Origin of the sequence: Pseudoalteromonas sp. meg-B1 (assembly GCF_003173795.1) — a bacterium.
Classification (GTDB): Bacteria; Pseudomonadota; Gammaproteobacteria; order Enterobacterales; family Alteromonadaceae; genus Pseudoalteromonas; species Pseudoalteromonas undina.
This window is the reverse complement of sequence record NZ_QGQU01000003.1, coordinates 410,547-430,244: the sequence shown is the minus strand read 5'-3', so window position 1 is coordinate 430,244 and position 19,698 is coordinate 410,547. Positions and strand designations below refer to the sequence as shown.

The window sequence follows — 19,698 nt, the reverse complement described above, 5'->3', positions numbered from 1 at the left end:
TCTTAAACTGCATGCGCTACCTTTTAGACGTCTAAACATCCAAAATAGTAAAGGTGACGAAAATGAGTGAAAAAAATAAGGCAACAATTGCTGTTCGTACTGGAATAGAAGCCGATAAACAGCATGGTGCGGTTGTTCCACCGCTTTATTTATCAACCACTTACTCATTTGCTGACTTTGATACCAAGCGCCAATATGATTATGGCCGCAGTGGTAATCCTAACCGTGACATTTTGGCTGAGGCGCTCACTGAACTTGAAGGCGGGGCTAAAGGCATAATTACCGCAACGGGCATGGCGGCTGTTCACTTAACAACCCAATTATTAAATAGTGACGATACATTAGTGATCCCTCACGATTGCTATGGGGGCAGTTATCGTTTATTTACTTCACTGGAAAAACGCGGCTTGTTAAAGCTAGAAGTGGTCGATTTCACTAAAAGCGAAAGCTTTTCGCATATTCTTGCTATAAAACCTAAGCTGATCTGGATTGAAACACCGAGTAATCCAATTTTACGATTAACTGATATTAAAGCAGTTACCGATATTGCTAAGCAGTGCGGTGCACTGGTTGCTGCCGATAACACATTTTTATCGCCGGCTTTGCAAAATCCGATTAAATTTGGTGCTGATATTGTGGTTCACTCAACTACTAAATATATCAATGGTCATTCAGATGTTGTTGGGGGGGCGGTTATTGCAGCAACCGCTGAGCTTGGTGAAGAACTGGCATGGTGGGCAAATAATATTGGCATTACTGGAGCGCCATTTGATAGCTATTTAACTCTCAGAGGTTTGCGCACGTTAAACGTGCGTTTGAGGCAACACCAAGAAAACGCACTCGCTATTGCACAGTATCTAGAAAACTCCCCGTTTGTTGCTCAGGTTTACTATCCAGGTCTTGAATCACATCCACAACATGCGCTTGCTAAGGCGCAGCAGTTTGGCTTTGGTGCAATGGTTAGTTTTGATATCAAAGGCGATATAAACGATGCTGCAGCGTTTTTAACGCGCTTAAATGAATTTAGTTTGGCGGAATCATTAGGCGGAGTTGAAAGTTTGATTTGTCACCCCGCAACCATGACCCATGCAGGCATGGAGGCGACTGCTCGTGCAGAAGCTGGGGTGGGTGATACGCTTATTCGTATTTCGGTGGGTATTGAAGATGCAAAAGACTTACTTGCTGATTTAGACAGGGTATTTAATTTGGTTCGCCCCGGGCAAGCAGATAATGCTTTAGCTGCAAAAAATGGTGCCAGTGAGTCATTTGGCTCAGCGAAACTAAACGCGGCGCATCCGGCGTTATGGTAGTGCCTACCAATTTTGAAAATATAAAACATGAAGTCGAGTTGGTATTAACATGGTAAATCAGGTTCATAAATTTGGTGGTTCGAGTTTAACCTCAGCGGATCGCTTTAAAAGTGTCGCAAATATTATTTTAACTCATGCTCAAGCCGGGGATTGTGTGGTGGTATCTGCTGCCGGTAAAACCACCGATACCTTGGTTAAATTGTGGCAAAGCTTTCAACAGCAAGATACCCAAGCGATTGCTGACATTATTTTATTAATAAGTAATCATCAATCTTCGCTAATTGAACAATTGCTTATAGCCAATGCTAAGCATGAAGCACTCAATATACTTGCCACTGAGCTAAGCATTATTACTCAGCAGGCTAAGCAAAACATATTAACTGAAGCGTGGCTATTAGCTCATGGCGAATTATGGTCTGCAAGGCTATTAAGCGCTTACTTAGGGCAACTTAACGTTAGTGCTTGCGCTCTGGACGCTAGGCAGTTATTCATATTAGACGCAGGGCAGCTACAGCATGCTAATAATCAGCAGCAGTGCTTAAAAGCCATAGATACAAGCAAAATTAATGTCGTTACAGGGTTTATTGCGGCTAATTTACAACATGAAACCGTGACCTTAGGGCGAAATGGTAGTGATTACAGTGCTACTTTATTAGCACGATATTGCAATGCTAAAAAAGTGTCTATTTGGACTGACACTCAAGGTGTTTTTAGTACTGATCCGCGTAAGGTCGCTAATGCGATTAAGTATGCGCGGGTGTGCCGCGAACAAGCTAATTTATTGGCTAGATTAGGTAACCCCGTACTACATGCTAAAACATTATCGCCATTAAAAGGGACCGATATAGAGTTAATTGTTCGCAGTAGTTACGATCTTCAAGGCAGCCATACCGAAATAGTTAAATTAGGAATGAGTAAACAAAAGCGCTTTTTAACCACGATTAACAATGTGGATTTACTTACTGTTGATGACTTGAGTGAAGGCGAGGTAGCGCATGTTAGTCAGCTTATTCAGCATAGTTTGCATCACTTTGAACATGCGGGCGAAATTTACTTGGTAGTCCCTGCGTCGGCGACATATCAGGTGGTTAATTATTTTGCTGGCCGCGCCAACATTAGTGAGTCTAACTTAAATGGGGTTGCAATTATTGCATCAGAGCAAGATATAGCGATACTCGGTGAGCAAAGTGCCGCTGTACTTCAAGGGCAATCAATTCACCCTAGGTTTACTCATTTTGGTGACGGTTATACGTTATTATTAACCGATCAGGTACTTGAGAGTGATGTGCTGAGCTTACTGCATGATAAATTGATCAATAAAGCGCAAGAAATAGCTTTAGTTATTGCAGGGCTTGGTAATGTTGGTACCGAATTTATGCGCCAACTACCAGCACAAATAGCCCGTTTATCATCAGGTTTTAACATTAAGTTAGTAGCATTACTACGCTCAGAGCAGATGCTGGTTAATGCCAATGGGTTAGACTGTGAGAGCTGGCAACAGCAATGGGAAAACCATGCAAGCCCCTATCAGCAAGCTGATTTGTTGTCATACATTGATACGCTTGAATATGAACATAAGGTAGTGATTGATATTACCGCCAGTGAATATTTTAGCCAGCTTTATAGCAAATTTGTGGAATTAAATTGTCACTTAATTAGTGCTAATAAATACGCAGGCACAGCTCCGCTGAGCTGGTATCAAGCATTACGTGAAGATTTAGCACAGCGCGGCTTACATTGGCGTTATAATGCCAGTGTGGGAGCCGGATTACCGATTAACTTTGCACTGGCCGATTTGCAAAACAGTGGCGATAAAATAACGCGTATAGAAGGCGTGTTTTCTGGCACGCTGTCATGGTTATGCAGTATGTATGATGGCAGCAAGGCATTTTCAGATTTAGTGCTTGAAGCACAAGCTTTGGGGTTCACCGAACCTGATCCGCGAGAAGATTTATCTGGCCGAGATATGCAACGCAAGTTGCTTATTTTGGCGCGTGAATTAGGTATTGAATTGGAACTTGATGACATTTCTTTATCGGCATTGATGCCCGATGAGCTAAGTGCGGGCAGTTGGAATGACTTTGTTGATAACAAGGCTAGTTTAGATACGTTTATCAAGCAGCACTTCGAAGCGGCTTTGCAACAAAATGCTGCACTGTGTTATACCGGATTGCTAGAGTTTAATAACAGCAAGCTAAACGCTAAGGTAGGAATTGCCTATGTACCAAAAAGCGAAGCGGTTGCTAATTTAACACCTGGCGATAATATTTTTGTGATTAATACTCAGTGGTATAACCAAAACGCATTAGTGATACAAGGCCCTGGTGCGGGTAAAGAAGTGACCGCAGCGGGCGTGCACTCTGACTTATACTGGTTGGTACAAAATATTAGTTAGACCATCAAAAAGGCCGCAAATTAGCGGCCTTTTTGATGTTCGCTATATTTAAAATAGCTCTTCTTCAGTTTTAGTGTTTTCTTCAAATATATCATTTGGTTGTGATAACACATACTTCGTGGGAGCGGTGCCTTTTTCAAAGTATTCAAAACGGCTGGTGTAATCGTTTTTATGACTTAATAGCCCCGTTTCTAAGTCAATACGAATAGAAACCAACCCTTCAGGCGGTTCGATAGGTGCCGCAGGTTTACCATCCAGTGCGACTTTCATAAAATCCACCCATGCAGGCTGAGCTGTTTTAGCACCTGATTCTGCGCCTGATATTTGCCCACTTCCTAAGTTATTGTTATAGGTTGAGCGTCCCAACGTATTACCAGGGTTATCAAAGCCAACCCAAACAGAGGTCATCACATCGCGATTAAAGCCGCTAAACCAAGTATCTACAGAGTCATTCGTGGTGCCTGTTTTACCTGACAGATCGCGACGTTTGAGCGCTTGTGCACGCCATCCTGTGCCACTCCAACCTGTTTTATGAGACCAGCTACCACCACCCCAAATTGCGCTGTTCATAGCACTGGCAATTAAAAATGCATTTTGTTTAGATATAATCTGCGGCGCGCAATTTGGTGCTACGTGCTCACTTAGCATTAGCGAGCTAGGCGTTGTCGCTTCATCATCACAAATTACAGTCGGGTTAGTTTTAAATAAGGTGTTGCCCATGGCATCTTGAATTTCTGAAATAAAGTAAGGTTCGATTAAGTGGCCGCCATTGGCAAAAGTACTCATGCCACGAGCTAACTCTATTGGAGTGATAGATGCGCTACCTAAAGCCAGTGATTCACTGCGATTTATATCTTCATTTGCAAAGCCAAATTTAAGTAAATGATCGGCTGTACGTTGCAAGCCAACACCACGTAATAAACGTACCGAAATCACATTTTTTGATTGTGCTAAAGCACGGCGAATGCGAATAGGGCCATTATAAATGGCAGGGCTATTTTTAGGTCGCCATGCGACACCTTGGCTTTTATCCCATTGATTTATAGGAGCATCATTTAAAATTGACGCTAAGGTGTAGCCTTTTTCAAGTGCAGCAGAGTATATAAATGGCTTAATATTAGAGCCAACTTGGCGTTTAGCTTGCACTGCACGGTTATATTGGCTTTGTTCAAAGCTGTAACCGCCTACAATGGCTTTTATACGCCCGTCTTGTGGGTCTAAAGACACAATGGCGCTTGCAGCTTCAGGGATTTGACTCAAAATATAGCTGTTGTCATCATTTTTACGCAGCCATATTTGCATGCCAGGCGTTAATATATCGCTTGCTGCTTCAGGAGCAAAGCTTTGGCGATAACGGGTGATAAACTTACGTGCCCACTTTAGATTATCCCAAGTCAATGTTGTGCGTTCGCCGCTTTTAAGTATTACTTCCGCGCTTTTGTCTGATACATTTAAAACTGCAGCGGCTTTTAGAGGGCCTAGTTCATTGGCCTCTTTTAAAATGTTTAATAACTTAGAATCAGAAGGTGTGGGCTCTGTTTGTGGATCCCATAAAATGGCTTCAGGACCTCTAAATCCATGGCGCATATCATAGGCATGTAAATTGTTAACCAAAGCCGTTTGTGCCGCCTGTTGAATATTTGACTCAACAGAAGTATACACTTTAAATCCAGAGTTATAGGCTTTATCTATACCGTAGCGCGATACCATTTCAGCACGTACCATTTCTGAAATATATGGCGCATATAAGTCAATTTCAGCCCCATGGAAATAGGCGGTAATTGGCTGGCTCGTAGCTTCGTTATACTGCGCTCTAGAAATATATTTTTCATCTAGCATTCGCCCTAACACTACATTTCTTCTGGCCTTGGCTCGCTTTGGATTACGAATAGGGTTAAGTGCTGAAGGCGCTTTGGGTAAACCGGCAATCATTGCCATTTGTGCAAGAGTAAGCTCTTTTAGCTCTTTACCATAATAAACCTGAGCAGCTGCACCAATACCAAAGGCTCGGTTTCCTAGCTCTATTTTATTCAGATAAAGTTCAAAGATTTCATCTTTTGAAAGTAAATTTTCGATATGGATGGCAATAAATATTTCTTTTACCTTACGAATGTAGGCTTTTTCTCGCGTTAAAAAGAAGTTACGAGCCAACTGCATCGTGATTGTACTAGCACCTTGCTTTTTTTCACCGGTAGAAATCAGTACCAGTGCTGAGCGTACAATACCAATTGGATCGATACCGATATGGTCATAAAAACGGTTATCTTCTGTTGCTAAAAAAGCTTGTAATAAAGGCTCAGGAATTTGGTCTATAGTTACAGGGATACGTCTTTTTTCACCAAATTGGTTGATTAGGAGCCCATCTTTGGTGAATACTTGCATAGGCGTTTGTAATTGAACGTTTTTTAAAACCTGTACGCTTGGAATATCGGATTTAACGTAGTAATAAAGGCTAAGCAATGTAATTAGTGCAAGTAATGCACAAATGATCAAAAATTGTAAAGTTCTTTTTAATAAAATCACTGATAATTCCCTAAACGGACTCCCAATTACAGGTTGAGACTGCTAGTATATATTGATTAAAAATTGAATAATATTTTTTAAGATATAAATTATAACTTGTTTATTATTAAAACAAAGGCAAAGTTTCAAACATGCTAAGTCAATTGATAAAAAAACCATCGCCTATGATGGTGGGTATTGATATAGGATCGCACTCTATCAAGGCCGTGCTTTTAAGTGAAACAGAAACTGGGCTTCGACTAGAGGCACTTGCAATTGAACCTATGCCAAAAGGCGCTATGAGCGAGCGTAACATTCAAGATATTGAAGCAATTGGCAATGTGATAACCAAGTTAAAACGAAAACTACCAAAGTCATTAAAGTCTGCTGCTGTTGCTGTCTCAGGGCAAACAGTGATTACCAAAGTCATTTTCATGGATGTTTCCTTAAGCGACGCTGAATTAGAGTCACAGATTGAGATTGAAGCCGATAGTTTGATTCCTTATCCATTAGATGAAGTCAGTTTAGATTTTGAAAAACTCTCTACTAACAGTGCCGATCCGAGCAAAATTAATGTTCTACTTTCTGCAGCGAGAACGGAAAGTGTGGAAGCGAGAGTAGGCGCACTTAGTGCTGCAAATTTAACAGCCAAAGTAGTGGATGTTGAAAGTTATGCATTAAGTAGGGCTATGGATGTTTACTATCAACAGCTCCCATCTGATGCGTTTGATAAGACCGTTGCGGTAGTTGATATAGGTGCAGTGCTTACCTTAGTCAGTGTAGTGCAATCTGGTGAAACAATTTATACCCGCGACCAAGTATTTGGTGGTGACCAATACACAAATAGTATTGTTGCTTACTACAATAAAGGCTTTGATGAGGCTGAAATTGGTAAAACAACGGGTGATTTACCTCCTAATTATACATTTGAAGTGTTAGCGCCTTTTCAAACCTCGCTATTGCAGCAAGTTCGTCGTGCTGTACAAATGTTTTTAACCACAACGGGTAAAGAGCAGTTGGACTATATCGTACTGACTGGCGGTTCTGCCATGATTAAAGGTATTGATAGGTTATTAATTGAAGAATTAGGGATACATACGGTTGTTGTTGAACCATTTGATAAAATGGAAATATCACCTAGAGTAGATCGTAATATAATACAGCGCCACCGCACTCAGTTTGCAATTGCGACCGGCCTGGCGTTGAGGAGTTTTTCATCATGCCACATATAAATTTACTACCTTGGCGTGAATTACAGCGTGAGCAGTCTAAAAAGAAATTTATTACATTGCTGATGGCCGTGGTTATAGCTTGCTTTGTAACTATGTATGCGCTGAGTACATTCTATAGCGGTCTAAAAGAAGGACAAATGCTAAAAAATAACTACCTCAGCTCAGAAATTACAATGCTTGATCAAAAAATTCGCGATATACGTGATTTAGACAAAAAAAAAGAAAACCTACAACAACGTATGCGTTTAATTGAAGAACTACAAAGCAGCCGAAATTTAGGCACGCAAATAATGGATGAAGTGGCAAAAATAGTGCCTGCCGGGGTTTACTTAACCAAGCTTGAGCGTAAAGGTAGTCAAATTCATGTATTAGGTAAAAGTGAGTCTAATAATCGTTTATCCACTATGCTTCGACAGGTACAAAGTTCTTATTTATTAGAGCGCCCGACAATGCAAGGTATTGTTGCAGGTGAGCAGTCTTCTCGTTTACTCAGCGATTTTAATATGGAGTTCTACGTAAAACCATTTGACAGAATAGGTGAGGTACGTAATGAACCTTGATTTTAAGTCGTTTTCAGAAATAGATTGGAATGAAATAGAGCTTGATAATATAGGCGAGTGGCCAGTTATTGTAAAAGCAATATGCTGCTCTTTTGTTGCTTGTCTCGTATTGTTTTTTAGCTACAGCTTATTAGTGTCAGATGAGATAGAAAGCTACCATAACGCGGTTGCCAAAGAGATAGAATTACGCACAACTTATCGAACTAAATATGCAGTTGCCAGTAAGCTCGATATCTATCGTGAACAAATGGTTGAGATGGAAGATAAGTTTTCTCAGCTATTAAAACGTCTACCTACCTCAAATGAGACGCCAGGATTATTAGATGACCTTTCCTATGTGGGGACAACCAGCGGCTTAACATTTTTAAAAATTGGTTGGCTACCAGAAGTTGAAAAAGAGTTCTATACCGAACTACCCATTAAAATTGAAGTGGTAGGCACTTATCATGAGTTTGGTGAATTTGTAGGAAAAGTGGCTCAATTGCCAAGAATAGTAAGTTTACACGACTTTTCTATTTTATCATCTGGCGAAAAGCAGCTAACATTTAGTGTAGTAGCAAAAACTTATCGTTATGAAGAGGGGGTAAGATGATGAAGCAACTTCCCTTTTTAACTGTCGCAATATTGTTGCTCAGTGGCTGTAATGAAGATACATCTGAGCAAAAAGAATTTATTGATCAGGTTAAGGCAAACACTACTGCACGTGTAGAAAAAATACCTGAGTTAGTTAAATTTGAGCACTTTGAATATAACGCCAAAGATATACGTAGCCCTTTTGTAGCACCAGAACCAGAAATTATACAAAATAAGCTAACACAAGTTAAAAACTGTCTTCACCCAGACCCAGAACGTGTTCGTCAACCTCTGGAGAAGTACCCATTAGATAATTTATCAATGAAGGGCACAATAGGATCGAACGGCAAGACATGGGCGCTCATTACAGCTGCTGATAACACCTTACACCGAGTATCGATAGGGAGCTATTTAGGTACCTATGATGGAAAAGTAAGCAGTGTTAATAGTGACTATATTGAATTAGTAGAATTAATCCCTGATGGGTCAGGTTGTTGGAAAGAACGTTTGACCAAATTAGAAATGTTAGAGGCGGCAACTAATGGCGCAAATTAATAAGAAAAATGGTATTCCCTATATGCACAAAGCTGAGTGTTCGCATCACCGTATTTTAACGACGTTGCTATTTGTATTTTTATTACTAATTACGAAAACAGTCAGTGCAGCCCCTTTACTCTATGATGTTCGATATAATCCATTACTTAAAGGTGAAACCGAATTACAGCTAGTATTTGATGAAGAGTTACAGCAACAACCTGAGGTACAAGTTTTTAATAGTCCGGCACGTATAGAGCTATTATTTAATGCTGTTGAACTAGATGAAGGGTTGGCAAATATTGCTATTAACCAAGCAGGAATAAGTAACATCAGCAGCATGATGACCAGCGCGGGTTTAAAGGTAACCATTAATTTGGAGCGATTAAAAATATATGAGACTGAGGTAAACAACAATTTAGTTTCAATAAGAATATCTGATAATCCTCTAACAGAGCAAATAGTAACAACAAGTGAAGATACACCTGCTTATACCTCTAATTATATTAATGGCATTCAAGCAATTGATTTTCGCCGCGGTGAAAAAGGTGAAGCAAAAGTACTTGTTTACCTGCAAGATACACAGGCTGCTATTGAGGTTCATGAAAGTGGCGGGAAAATCATTGCAGAGTTTCATCATACCGATATTTTAGATGACTTATTGTATGAATTAGACGTACTCGACTTTGGTACTGTAGTGAGCAGTATAGAAACGTTTAAGGAAGATAATCTGACACGCATTGTAATTGAACCTAATAAAGCTTTTGCTTACACGTATCAGCAAATCGAAAATATTTTTACCTTAACGGTTGAGAAAGACGAGACTCAAAATGGATTTTTAGATGGAGGCAAAGAATACTTAGGCCGCCCTATGACGCTTAATTTTCAGGATATCTCTGTTCGCGCCGTGTTACAGATTATTGCGGGCTACAATGATTTTAACTTGGTAACAAGTGACTCAGTAACTGGCAACATTACCCTTCGCTTAGATGGGGTTCCTTGGGATCAGGCATTAGACGTCGTGCTAAGAATAAAAGGCTTAGACAAACGTATGGATGGTTCTATTTTAATGGTGGCGCCATCTGAAGAGCTTGCTGCCCGTGAAGCAAAAGAGTTAAAAGCGAAGCAACAAGTTGAAGATTTAGAGCCACTGTATAGTGAATACATCCGTTTAAATTACGCCAAAGCAGAAGATTTTGCTGACTTATTAAAAACAGATACCAATAGCATTATTACAGCGAGAGGCAGTGTGTCTGTTGATCAACGTACTAATACGCTATTAATGAAAGACACGGCAAAAAGCATTGAAAGTGTTCGCCGCATGGTCGAAACCTTAGATATACCGGTCAAACAAGTGGTTATTGAAGCGCGTATGGTAACCGTTCGTGATAATGTAACCGAAGACTTAGGCGTTCGTTGGGGCTTCAGTGATCAACAAGGCTCTGATGGTGTTTCTGGTACATTAGAAGGCGCTGAAACTATTTCTAATGGAAATATTCCTAGCCTTTCAGATCGACTCAACGTTAATTTACCTGTCGCAAATCCATCGGCAAGTATTGGTATGCATATAGCTAAACTAGCTAATGGAACGTTAATTGATTTAGAATTAACTGCGCTCGAAGAAGAAAATAAGGGTGAAATCATTGCTAGTCCGCGTATCACCGCTGCTAACCAGCAAAAAGCGCGTATTGAGCAAGGTACTGAGATCCCATATGTTGAATCTGCTTCAAGTGGCGCAACAACTGTAAGCTTTAAAAAGGCAGTGTTGAGCCTAGAGGTAACACCTCACATCACACCAGACAACAAAGTTATTTTAAACTTAATAATTACTCAAGATACCCGTGGTGATACTGTTCAAACAGGAACTGGTCCTGCTGTTGCTATTGATACGCAACAAATTGAGACTCAAGTTCTCGTTGAGAATGGACAAACGGTAGTGTTGGGTGGTATTTTCCAACAGCAAATTATTAATTCGACCAAAAAAGTACCTTTATTGGGCGACCTTCCTTACGTAGGAAGACTATTTAAAAGCACAAGCGAGTTTAATGAAAAGCGCGAACTGCTGATTTTTGTCACACCTAAAATTCAAATAGACTAATTACCTAACCTGAGTGCTGCTTGAGACAGATTGACTCTTCAGGGCTTTGGTTACTCAAACTATCTAGGCTGAACGACAAACTAGATGGAATTGGTATTTAGTTATGTTGGTGTGAACACTCCCTGTAAATGTACAATTAGGCAGTATATAATTTTATATTGTGTACTGTACTGCGGATGCATTTTAAGACTACGTTTATGTTGTTTGTGACTGAGTTTTTTTGAAATTACTATACAAAAGCACTTACTAAGTAACACGTAGTAACCTTTAATTGCATAAATTTTAACCCTAGAAGATAAACTTGCCTATAATAAGGTGCTTTTTTGTTAACCAATGGGTAATTATTTAGTTTAATTGCTCGTTATATGGCTTTTTATCCTAATTGACTTGAAATACCCGACCGATTACTGAGATAATCCCTTTCTTAATTTTGGGGCCAGGTCGTTAGGCGGGGTTTTATTTCAAATTTTAGAGTTCGTTTGTACTAAAAGATATGGCTGAGAAACGTAATATATTTCTAGTTGGCCCCATGGGGGCTGGCAAAAGCACGATTGGTCGTCACATCGCTGACCAATTACACCTTGAATTTGTTGATTCTGATCAAGAAATCGAACGTCGCACGGGCGCAGATATTGCCTGGGTATTCGATCTTGAAGGTGAAGAAGGCTTTAGACTTCGTGAAGAATCTGTTATTGGTGACTTAACCGAGATGCAAGGTATTGTTCTTGCTACTGGTGGTGGCTCAGTAATGAGTAAAGAAGTTCGAAACAAGCTTTCGGCTCGCGGTATTGTTGTATACCTAGAGACACCGATTGAAAAGCAAGTTGCACGTACGCAACGCGACAAGCGTCGCCCATTACTGCAAACAGAAGAAGCACCTCGTGATGTACTTGAGCGCTTAGCAGAAGAGCGTGAACCATTATATAAAGAAGTAGCTGATTTTGTTGTACGCACTGATGAGCAGAGCGCGAAAGTTGTTGCTAACCAAATAATCGAGAAATTGGATTTTTAAAAGCCAGTATTAAAAAGGACTAACCCAGCATGCTTGAATTAACTGTTAATTTAGACGAGCGAAGTTATCCTATTTATATTGGTCAATCTGCACTTCAAGATACAGGCCGTCTAATCCATCATATTGGTGATTGTCGGCCTATCATCATTACTAATGACACTATTGCACCGCTCTATCTTCAGCAGTTGCTTGACTCATTAGCACAGCTAAACCCACTTCATTTTATTATTCCAGATGGCGAGCAATATAAATCGCTTACCTGGTTTGAAAAAATATCAGCATTCTTACTTGAAAATAATTGCGGTCGTGACACCTGTTTAATTGCATTAGGTGGTGGCGTAGTTGGTGACTTAACTGGTTTTGTTGCTGCCTGTTATCAGCGCGGTGTGCCTTTTATCCAAATTCCTACCACGTTATTATCTCAAGTCGATTCTTCAGTTGGTGGCAAAACAGCAGTAAATCACCCGTTAGGTAAAAATATGATAGGGGCTTTTTATCAACCCCAGGCTGTGTTTATAGATACGCGTTCTCTACATACTTTACCTACCCGAGAGTTTGCTGCAGGCATGGCTGAAGTTATTAAATATGGCCTAATTTACGACACTGAGTTGTTTGCTTTTTTAGAGCGAAATATCGCTCAATTACAACAGTTAGATGAAGCCTGTTTACAGCATATTATTTTTAGATGCTGTGAAATTAAAGCGCTTATCGTTGCACAAGATGAGAAAGAGCAAGGCTTGCGTGCGCTGTTAAATTTAGGGCACACATTTGCCCATGCTATAGAAGCGCAAATGGGCTACGGCGTGTGGTTACATGGTGAAGCTGTGGCAACAGGTATGGTGCTTGCTGCCAAGCTTGCTCATACTCGTAACGACTTAACACAGCAAGATGTAGAGCGTATTACCATATTAATAGCAGCGTATAATTTACCAATCGAAATCCCTAGCGATATGACTAGTGAGCAATTTTTACTGCATATGCGCAAAGATAAAAAGAATAAAAAAGGGACTATCCGATTTATTTTACCCACCAAATTTGGTCAGTGTGCATTAGTTGATGATGTATCTGATGATCAAGTTAGAGCGTTGATCGAGCAATAAATGCAGTCACAAATTTTACCAAGCCGTGCGGCTTTGGTGGATAGAATCGCATTACAATTTGAATATGGTCAAAACCTAATTGTTTTATTGGGTACTTCTGGTCTAGGTAAAAGCTATTTGCTTGAAACCTTCATTACTGATAAATATAACGATTTTAATAAAGCATTTGTGCAAGTAAGCGCACAGATGACTGATGTGCAGTTAATGACTCAGTTATTAGAGCAAAGTTTTAATGCCCCTTTAATTGATCACAACCTAAGCTTATCGCAAAACTATTATCAATTAGCGCAACAGCTACAATGTGGGGCGTGTTTGTGGGTTATTGATGGCGGCAGACACTTATCTGAAGAGCTAATCGCAGAGCTTGAGCTACTATCAAAAAATGCACCTAATGTACTTTATATTATGATTGCATCGCAGTCTAAACTACCCTTTAAAGATGCAGTAAATATACATTTAGAGCCATTAAATACAGTTGAAAGTAAGCAGCTTATGGGATGGTATTTTACGAGCTTACCTTATGATGAAGATCCTGTCTTTCAAACCTTTTTAGTTGAAGCTCAAGGTAACCCGAGTCTGTTGTTAGCCTGGCAGCCAAGCGAGCAGGTTGCTGATATTGTCGTTAAAGATAAGGTGTCTTGGCGCTTACAGCTGCTCACATTATTATTGATAATTATGCTGTTGATTATTGGTCTTGTATACAAAGCCGATATGACCCAGTGGTGGGAAAATGCTAATCGTCAAATTGATGAGCAAGTGCTATCAACCGCTATTACAACTGAGCAAGCTATTAAAAATAAACCACAGCAACTTATACCACCTGTAAGTAGTGAGCCGTCAGCGGCTGTCATTCAAAAGCCCACTCAAGACACCACCAATAATAATGTTCCAGCGATTGTCGAGAGCTTAACGGAATCAACGATTGTTGTTGAGCAGGAAAAGCCGGAATTAAAACCCGTTGAAGAAAAACCGATTACTAAACCTGCACAAACAAAGTCGCAAAACCAAATAGTAAAAATACCCAGTAATTGGTACTTACAACAACCTGAGGATAATTTTGTTATTCAGCTCTTAGCCGTAACTCAGCAGCAGGTAGGTAATGAGTTTATTGCTAAACATAAGCTAAAAAGTATTACTAATACATACCAAACTAAACGAAATGGTAAAATATGGTGGGTAGTAACTACAGGTAGCTTTGCTAACTTAAATGAGGCGAAGCAAGCACTGCAAGGGCTTCCTGCAGGGGTTAGAAAAAATAAACCTTTCTATAAAAAAATTAGTAAAATAAAACAAGAAATTGCACGAGTTGATCAGTAAACTCAGTAACTTTAGTGTAAAATCGCGCAACACCGAATTGAAGTAAAGAGCCAATGCAGCAAAAGAGTAGAGCCTTCCTTAAGTGGGCTGGCGGAAAATACAGCCTCGTTGAAGATATTAACGCGCGACTAAATCAAGCAAGTAAGCATGCAGATACTTTGGTTGAACCTTTTGTTGGTGCGGGCTCAGTGTTTTTAAATAGCAATTTTAAACACTATGTACTTAACGATATTAATGCTGATTTAATCAATTTATATAAAGAGCTCAAGCGTTCGCCTGATGAGTTTATTAGTGATGCCAAAAAGCTTTTTGTTGATTTAAACAACCACTCAGATGCGTATTATGATTATCGCGTGCAGTTTAATCAAAGCAGCGATGTATATGAGCGAGCCATCTTATTTTTATATATGAACCGCCATGGTTATAACGGATTATGCCGCTATAACTTAAAGGGCATTTTTAATGTGCCTTTTGGTAAATATAAAAAGCCTTATTTTCCTGAAAAAGAAATGTACTTTTTTGCTAGCAAAGCGCAACAGGCTACATTTACTTGCCTAGGGTATGATGATGTATTCAAACTGGTGCCTAATAATGCAGTGATCTATTGTGATCCGCCTTATGTGCCATTAAGTAAAACCGCATCCTTTACTTCGTATGCAAAAGGCGGGTTTAATTTGGATGACCAGGCTAATTTAGCGAACTTAGCTGAGCAAGCGGCATTTGAGAATAATACGCCGGTCCTTATTTCAAATCACGATACGGTATGGACACGCAAAATTTACAGCCAAGCTTCTTTGGATAAAATTCAGGTTAAACGCACGATTAGCCCAAAAGGCGGTTCACGAAATAAAGTCGATGAGCTAATGGCTATGTACTTAGCACCGAAGTCACGGTTGCGTAAATAGCCAACACAAATAATACAAAAAGTACCACGGCAATAGCAATTAAAGTAATAGGGGAGTGGTGTTTAAAGTCTGTTTGACGTTTATCTTCGGATTGCACACCAAAAAATGCAGCTAGCACACTTTGTAACGCGCTTAAAAAGTGCTGCATTAATTAAAATAATGGTTTGATTGAAGAGGGTTTGTGATTGTCATCAGTACCTGTTAATAACTCTAGGAAGTCTAGATAATGGAACTGTGCACTGCGGCTATCGCCGGTTAACCAAGAAGCCCATGAGGAATCTTCTTCAATTTGAATACAGCGGTTTACGCTATGATTGATAGCGTTAGTTTGCTCTTTATGAAAACAAGTGTTGGCAGAGCTTAATTCTTGCTCCGTATTTGAAGAAAGCGACGCTGCTCCAATAATGACACTTACCGACGTGATTAATAATCCAATTTTAAAAGCACGCATAATATAAACCTAATAATTTAGTTCTTCGCGAAGCATAACAAAAATCGCTTAAATAATACACTTTATTTTTAGTTATATTCACAGCTAATCATACCGCAGAATTTTTTATAAGCATGTTTTATCCTTCTTAGCTCACGCAGCTTAACTGTTGTTATAGTTAAAGACAGTTTGTCATTGGTGTTGCTATCTTAGCGCTATTTTTTAAAGGTGTTACTTGGGTAACATCGTTAATTAAGTTACATTAACGCCATAAATTATTCATTAATGGATTAGCGATGCTCAACTGTGAACAAAAATACTTAATAGCGCCCTCAATATTATCTGCAGATTTTGCACGCCTTGGTGAAGATGTCGACAAAGTGTTAGCTGCAGGAGCTGATGTTGTCCATTTTGATGTAATGGATAACCATTATGTCCCTAACTTAACAATAGGCCCAATGGTGTGTAAAGCACTTCGCGATTATGGGATTAAAGCCCCTATTGATGTTCACTTAATGGTAAAACCGGTAGATAGCTTAATTCCACAATTTGCCGAGGCGGGTGCATCAATTATTACCTTTCATCCAGAAGCCAGTGAGCATATTGACCGTACTTTGCAATTGATAAAAGATCAAGGCTGTCAGGCTGGCTTAGTGTTCAACCCTGCAACAAGTTTAAGTTACCTCGATCACGTGATGGATAAAGTAGATGTGATCTTATTAATGTCAGTAAATCCTGGGTTTGGTGGACAAAGTTTTATTCCACAAACACTGGAAAAACTGCGAGAGGCAAAGCAACGCATTATTGATTCAGGGCGTGATATTCGTTTAGAAGTTGATGGCGGTATTAAAGTAGATAACATAGCTGCAGCGGCTGAAGCGGGGGCTGACATGTTTGTTGCAGGCTCTGCTATTTTTAATCAGCCTAACTATAAAAGCGTAATTGATGAAATGCGCCAACAATTAGAAAGTATTAAATAATGAAATATGATGCTGCACTATTTGACTTAGACGGCACGCTAGTTGATAGCGTGTATGACTTATATATGGCCTTAAATCTTACGCTAAGTGATTTAGCGTTTCCCATAGTTAGTCAGCGATTAGTTGAAAGCTGGGTAGGTAATGGCATAGAGGTGTTAGTAAAGCGAGCTCTATGCGGTGATATGCAAATTAGTGAACACCTTGATGAAGCATTAAGTGAACGAGCTATTAAGCTTTTTTATCAACATTATAGTGAGCAGGTTGGTGAATACAGCGTATTATATCAGCATGTTGAAACTGGACTCGCAGCCCTTAGTGGTATGCCCAAAGCACTTATTACCAATAAAGCACGCCGCTTTACTGAACTACTTTTAGATAAACTGGCTATTCGCAGTCATTTTGAAGTAATTGTTTGCGGTGACGACATGGCAAAAAAACCGTCACCTGAGCCACTCTTATTTGCTTGTAATGCATTGAATATTTCGCCAGATAAAGCCATTATGATCGGTGATTCAAAGAGTGACATACTGGCAGCACAAGCTGCTAGTATTGATGTGATAGCCCTTACTTATGGGTATCATCAAGGAGAGCAGCTAGGGGATTATAATCCACAGTACCTATGCGATAACTTCTTAGCTATAATACCGACACTAACGCAGCGTTAAGCATTTCAAATTAAGTAAAAATAAAGGAAAATCATGAGTAAACCAGTAGTATTAAGTGGCATGCAGCCAACCGGTGGTATGACAATAGGCAACTATGTTGGCGCTATTAACCAGTGGGTTAAGCTACAGGAAGAATATGATAGCTACTTTATGCTTGCCGACTTACATGCAATTACTGTACGCCAAGACCCTGAGTTATTACGTGCTCGCGTTTTAGATGGTGTTGCTTTATATACGGCGTGTGGCATTAACCCAGAAAAAGCGGCATTATTTGTTCAATCTCAAGTGCCAGAACATGCACAACTTGGTTGGGTATTAAACTGTTATGCGCAAATGGGTGAGCTTAATCGCATGACCCAGTTTAAAGATAAGTCGGCAACGCATGCAAATAATATTAATGTGGGTTTATTTGCTTATCCAGCTTTGCAAGCAGCTGACATTTTATTATACCAAGCTGATAAAGTACCAGTTGGCGAAGATCAAAAGCAGCACCTAGAGTTAACTCGTGATATTGCGAATCGTTTTAATAATGTATATGGCGACATTTTTACGCTGCCAGAACCTTATATTCCTGAGTTTGGTGCGCGAGTTATGAGCTTGCAAGATCCGCTGAAGAAAATGTCTAAATCTGATGAAAACCCAAATGGTTTTATTATGATGTTAGACGAGCCGAAAAAGATTGAGAAAAAGCTTAAAAAAGCGGTTACCGACTCAGACGAACAAGCACGCATTTATTTTGATCGTAGTGAAAAGCCAGGTGTTTCTAACTTACTTACCTTATTAAGTGTTGCGACTAAGCGTTCAATTGAAGAGCTAGTCCCTGAATACGAAGATAAAATGTATGGTCACTTGAAAAAAGACACCGCAGCAGCTGTTGTCAGCATGATAGAGCCAATTCAGGCTCGTTTTAAAGAAATACGTGAAGACCAAACGTTATTAAATGACATTATGAAAATGGGTGCAGAGAAAGCCAGTGCCCGTGCTGAGAAAACATTAAAAGCAGTTTATGATGCGGTTGGGTTTATTCCACGCCCATAAGCCTGTTTTTTGCAGATACAAAAATGCCGCTAATTTAGCGGCATTTTTTATATTACGCTGATTAACATTAAAAAGCTAAATATAGACAAAAGTAACAATGCTTGCTTGTCTGTTTTATCCATTACTCGGCCTTAGCGATTGTTTTGAAAGTTGTATTGTTAATATCAACTAAAGATACTTGGTAGCCTTTATTTTCAAGTAATGTCAGTAAGCTATCTTCTCCGGCGAGGTGGCCTGCTCCCACAAGTACGAATTCACTTTTATCGTTGTTAAACATTTGTTCCACTTTAACTAACCAGTTATTGTTTCTATCAGTCATTAATTGTTTATAAGTTGCAGGATCATTTTTTTGCATCGGTTCAAGTGCTACTGTGTAGAGCGATTGCGTATCACCTTTACGCCAAGCTGAGAGTAATTTTTTAAACATCACACCGTAATTATCAAACCCAGCTAAATTATTTTTGATAAAGTCATTTTCGCTACCTTCACCCATAGTCTTAAATAACTCTAACTGAAACGCCATAGTCTCTAAGTATTGTTGTTCTTTATTATCTGAGGTCGCTTTTTTAGTAAAGTAAGCGTCAACGCCTTCACCCATTAAATTTTGTTTTTGCAGCTCCATCGACATCAGCACAATACTAACCATTGCAGGACGAAAGTTATCTAATTTAGTTAGGTTTGCACCAAATTCAGCCAGCTTTTTTTCTAATGCGAGCTTTACCTCTGGAGTTAGCTTTTGGCTCAATGTTTCATTATTTTCATAAGATAGTGCGCTCAACATTTTCATTTGTGCTTGTGCATCGCTAGGATCAGGTATTGGTGCTTCTAATACAATCGTATCTGCTTGCTTATAGGCGTGGTTAAACTCCACTGGTAGAGGCATCTCTGACTTAGGTAAAATGTGTACTGTGCCGCCAATAAATAATGAGTCATTTCCTTTACTCACTTGCCACACTGAACTTTGTGCTTGTACAGTCGTTGCTAATAAGCAGCCGCTCAATAATACGGTTGCTGAAAGAACTTTTTTAGTAAATGTATTCATAACAC

Annotated in this window: 18 protein-coding genes; 14 read left to right on the top strand and 4 right to left on the bottom strand. The window is 39.6% G+C overall.

Annotated elements, in window-relative coordinates:
- Positions 1 to 62 precede the first annotated feature (62 nt).
- Positions 63 to 1,310 (top strand): cystathionine gamma-synthase, encoded by a 1,248-nt coding sequence (gene metB / locus DK924_RS13765; RefSeq protein ID WP_109875458.1) that lies wholly within the window; start codon positions 63 to 65, stop codon positions 1,308 to 1,310.
- A gap of 49 nt (positions 1,311 to 1,359) precedes the next feature.
- Positions 1,360 to 3,705, top strand: a complete 2,346-nt coding sequence (gene metL, locus DK924_RS13760) for a bifunctional aspartate kinase/homoserine dehydrogenase II (RefSeq protein WP_109875457.1) — start codon at positions 1,360 to 1,362, stop codon at positions 3,703 to 3,705.
- Positions 3,706 to 3,753: 48 nt separating this feature from the next.
- Here the strand turns inward: metL and DK924_RS13755 are convergent, their stop codons facing one another.
- Positions 3,754 to 6,228 carry a penicillin-binding protein 1A gene (locus DK924_RS13755; protein WP_109875456.1) on the bottom strand — a complete coding sequence of 825 codons (2,475 nt, stop codon included), beginning with the start codon at positions 6,226 to 6,228 and terminating at the stop codon, positions 3,754 to 3,756.
- A gap of 131 nt (positions 6,229 to 6,359) precedes the next feature.
- Between DK924_RS13755 and DK924_RS13750 the strand changes: the two genes are divergently transcribed.
- The 9 genes from DK924_RS13750 to DK924_RS13710 all read left to right on the top strand — a co-directional run bounded on the left by DK924_RS13750 (position 6,360) and on the right by DK924_RS13710 (position 15,538).
- The gene (locus DK924_RS13750; protein WP_010390429.1) at positions 6,360 to 7,439 is read left to right on the top strand and encodes a pilus assembly protein PilM; all 1,080 of its coding nucleotides are present in this window, start codon (positions 6,360 to 6,362) and stop codon (positions 7,437 to 7,439) included.
- Positions 7,427 to 7,999, top strand: coding sequence for a PilN domain-containing protein (locus DK924_RS13745; RefSeq protein WP_109875455.1), 573 nt, complete (start codon positions 7,427 to 7,429; stop codon positions 7,997 to 7,999). Before DK924_RS13750 ends, DK924_RS13745 begins: the two co-directional genes overlap by 13 nt.
- Positions 7,989 to 8,591 (top strand): type 4a pilus biogenesis protein PilO, encoded by a 603-nt coding sequence (locus tag DK924_RS13740; protein ID WP_010390431.1) that lies wholly within the window; start codon positions 7,989 to 7,991, stop codon positions 8,589 to 8,591. Before DK924_RS13745 ends, DK924_RS13740 begins: the two co-directional genes overlap by 11 nt.
- Positions 8,591 to 9,127, top strand: a complete 537-nt coding sequence (locus tag DK924_RS13735; protein WP_010390432.1) for a pilus assembly protein PilP — start codon at positions 8,591 to 8,593, stop codon at positions 9,125 to 9,127. Before DK924_RS13740 ends, DK924_RS13735 begins: the two co-directional genes overlap by 1 nt.
- Positions 9,114 to 11,204 (top strand): type IV pilus secretin PilQ, encoded by a 2,091-nt coding sequence (locus DK924_RS13730; protein WP_109875454.1) that lies wholly within the window; start codon positions 9,114 to 9,116, stop codon positions 11,202 to 11,204. The genes DK924_RS13735 and DK924_RS13730 overlap by 14 nt, the downstream gene beginning before the upstream one ends.
- Before the next feature lie 493 nt (positions 11,205 to 11,697).
- Entirely contained in the window at positions 11,698 to 12,216 is a 519-nt protein-coding gene (gene aroK / locus DK924_RS13725; RefSeq protein ID WP_008466255.1) for a shikimate kinase AroK, read from the top strand.
- 29 nt (positions 12,217 to 12,245) lie between these two features.
- The gene (gene aroB / locus DK924_RS13720; RefSeq protein WP_109875453.1) at positions 12,246 to 13,316 is read left to right on the top strand and encodes a 3-dehydroquinate synthase; all 1,071 of its coding nucleotides are present in this window, start codon (positions 12,246 to 12,248) and stop codon (positions 13,314 to 13,316) included.
- Positions 13,317 to 14,633 (top strand): AAA family ATPase, encoded by a 1,317-nt coding sequence (locus tag DK924_RS13715; RefSeq protein WP_109875452.1) that lies wholly within the window; start codon positions 13,317 to 13,319, stop codon positions 14,631 to 14,633. It begins immediately after the preceding gene.
- Between the two features lie 53 nt (positions 14,634 to 14,686).
- The gene (locus tag DK924_RS13710) at positions 14,687 to 15,538 is read left to right on the top strand and encodes a Dam family site-specific DNA-(adenine-N6)-methyltransferase (protein ID WP_010390441.1); all 852 of its coding nucleotides are present in this window, start codon (positions 14,687 to 14,689) and stop codon (positions 15,536 to 15,538) included.
- Here the strand turns inward: DK924_RS13710 and DK924_RS13705 are convergent.
- Entirely contained in the window at positions 15,501 to 15,686 is a 186-nt protein-coding gene (locus DK924_RS13705; RefSeq protein ID WP_041709648.1) for a DUF2970 domain-containing protein, read from the bottom strand. The two genes, DK924_RS13710 and DK924_RS13705, sit on opposite strands and share 38 nt — an antisense overlap.
- A 3-nt stretch (positions 15,687 to 15,689) precedes the next feature.
- A complete protein-coding gene (locus DK924_RS13700) occupies positions 15,690 to 15,989 on the bottom strand; it encodes a hypothetical protein (RefSeq protein ID WP_010390444.1) in 300 nt (99 codons plus the stop codon).
- A gap of 275 nt (positions 15,990 to 16,264) precedes the next feature.
- Here DK924_RS13700 and rpe point away from each other — a divergent pair, with 275 nt between their 5' ends.
- Genes rpe through trpS form a run of 3 tightly spaced genes read left to right on the top strand, consistent with a single transcriptional unit; the run spans position 16,265 to position 18,651 of the window.
- On the top strand, positions 16,265 to 16,948 hold the full coding sequence (gene rpe, locus DK924_RS13695) for a ribulose-phosphate 3-epimerase (RefSeq protein WP_010390446.1): 684 nt from the start codon (positions 16,265 to 16,267) through the stop codon (positions 16,946 to 16,948).
- Positions 16,948 to 17,613, top strand: coding sequence for a phosphoglycolate phosphatase (locus tag DK924_RS13690; RefSeq protein ID WP_109875451.1), 666 nt, complete (start codon positions 16,948 to 16,950; stop codon positions 17,611 to 17,613). The genes rpe and DK924_RS13690 overlap by 1 nt, the downstream gene beginning before the upstream one ends.
- Positions 17,614 to 17,646: 33 nt before the next feature.
- Complete coding sequence (gene trpS / locus DK924_RS13685) at positions 17,647 to 18,651, top strand: tryptophan--tRNA ligase (protein ID WP_010390450.1); 1,005 nt, start codon at positions 17,647 to 17,649, stop codon at positions 18,649 to 18,651.
- Positions 18,652 to 18,772: 121 nt separating this feature from the next.
- Here trpS and DK924_RS13680 read toward each other — a convergent pair whose 3' ends face one another.
- Entirely contained in the window at positions 18,773 to 19,693 is a 921-nt protein-coding gene (locus tag DK924_RS13680; protein ID WP_054202538.1) for a TraB/GumN family protein, read from the bottom strand.
- Positions 19,694 to 19,698: the final 5 nt, after the last annotated feature.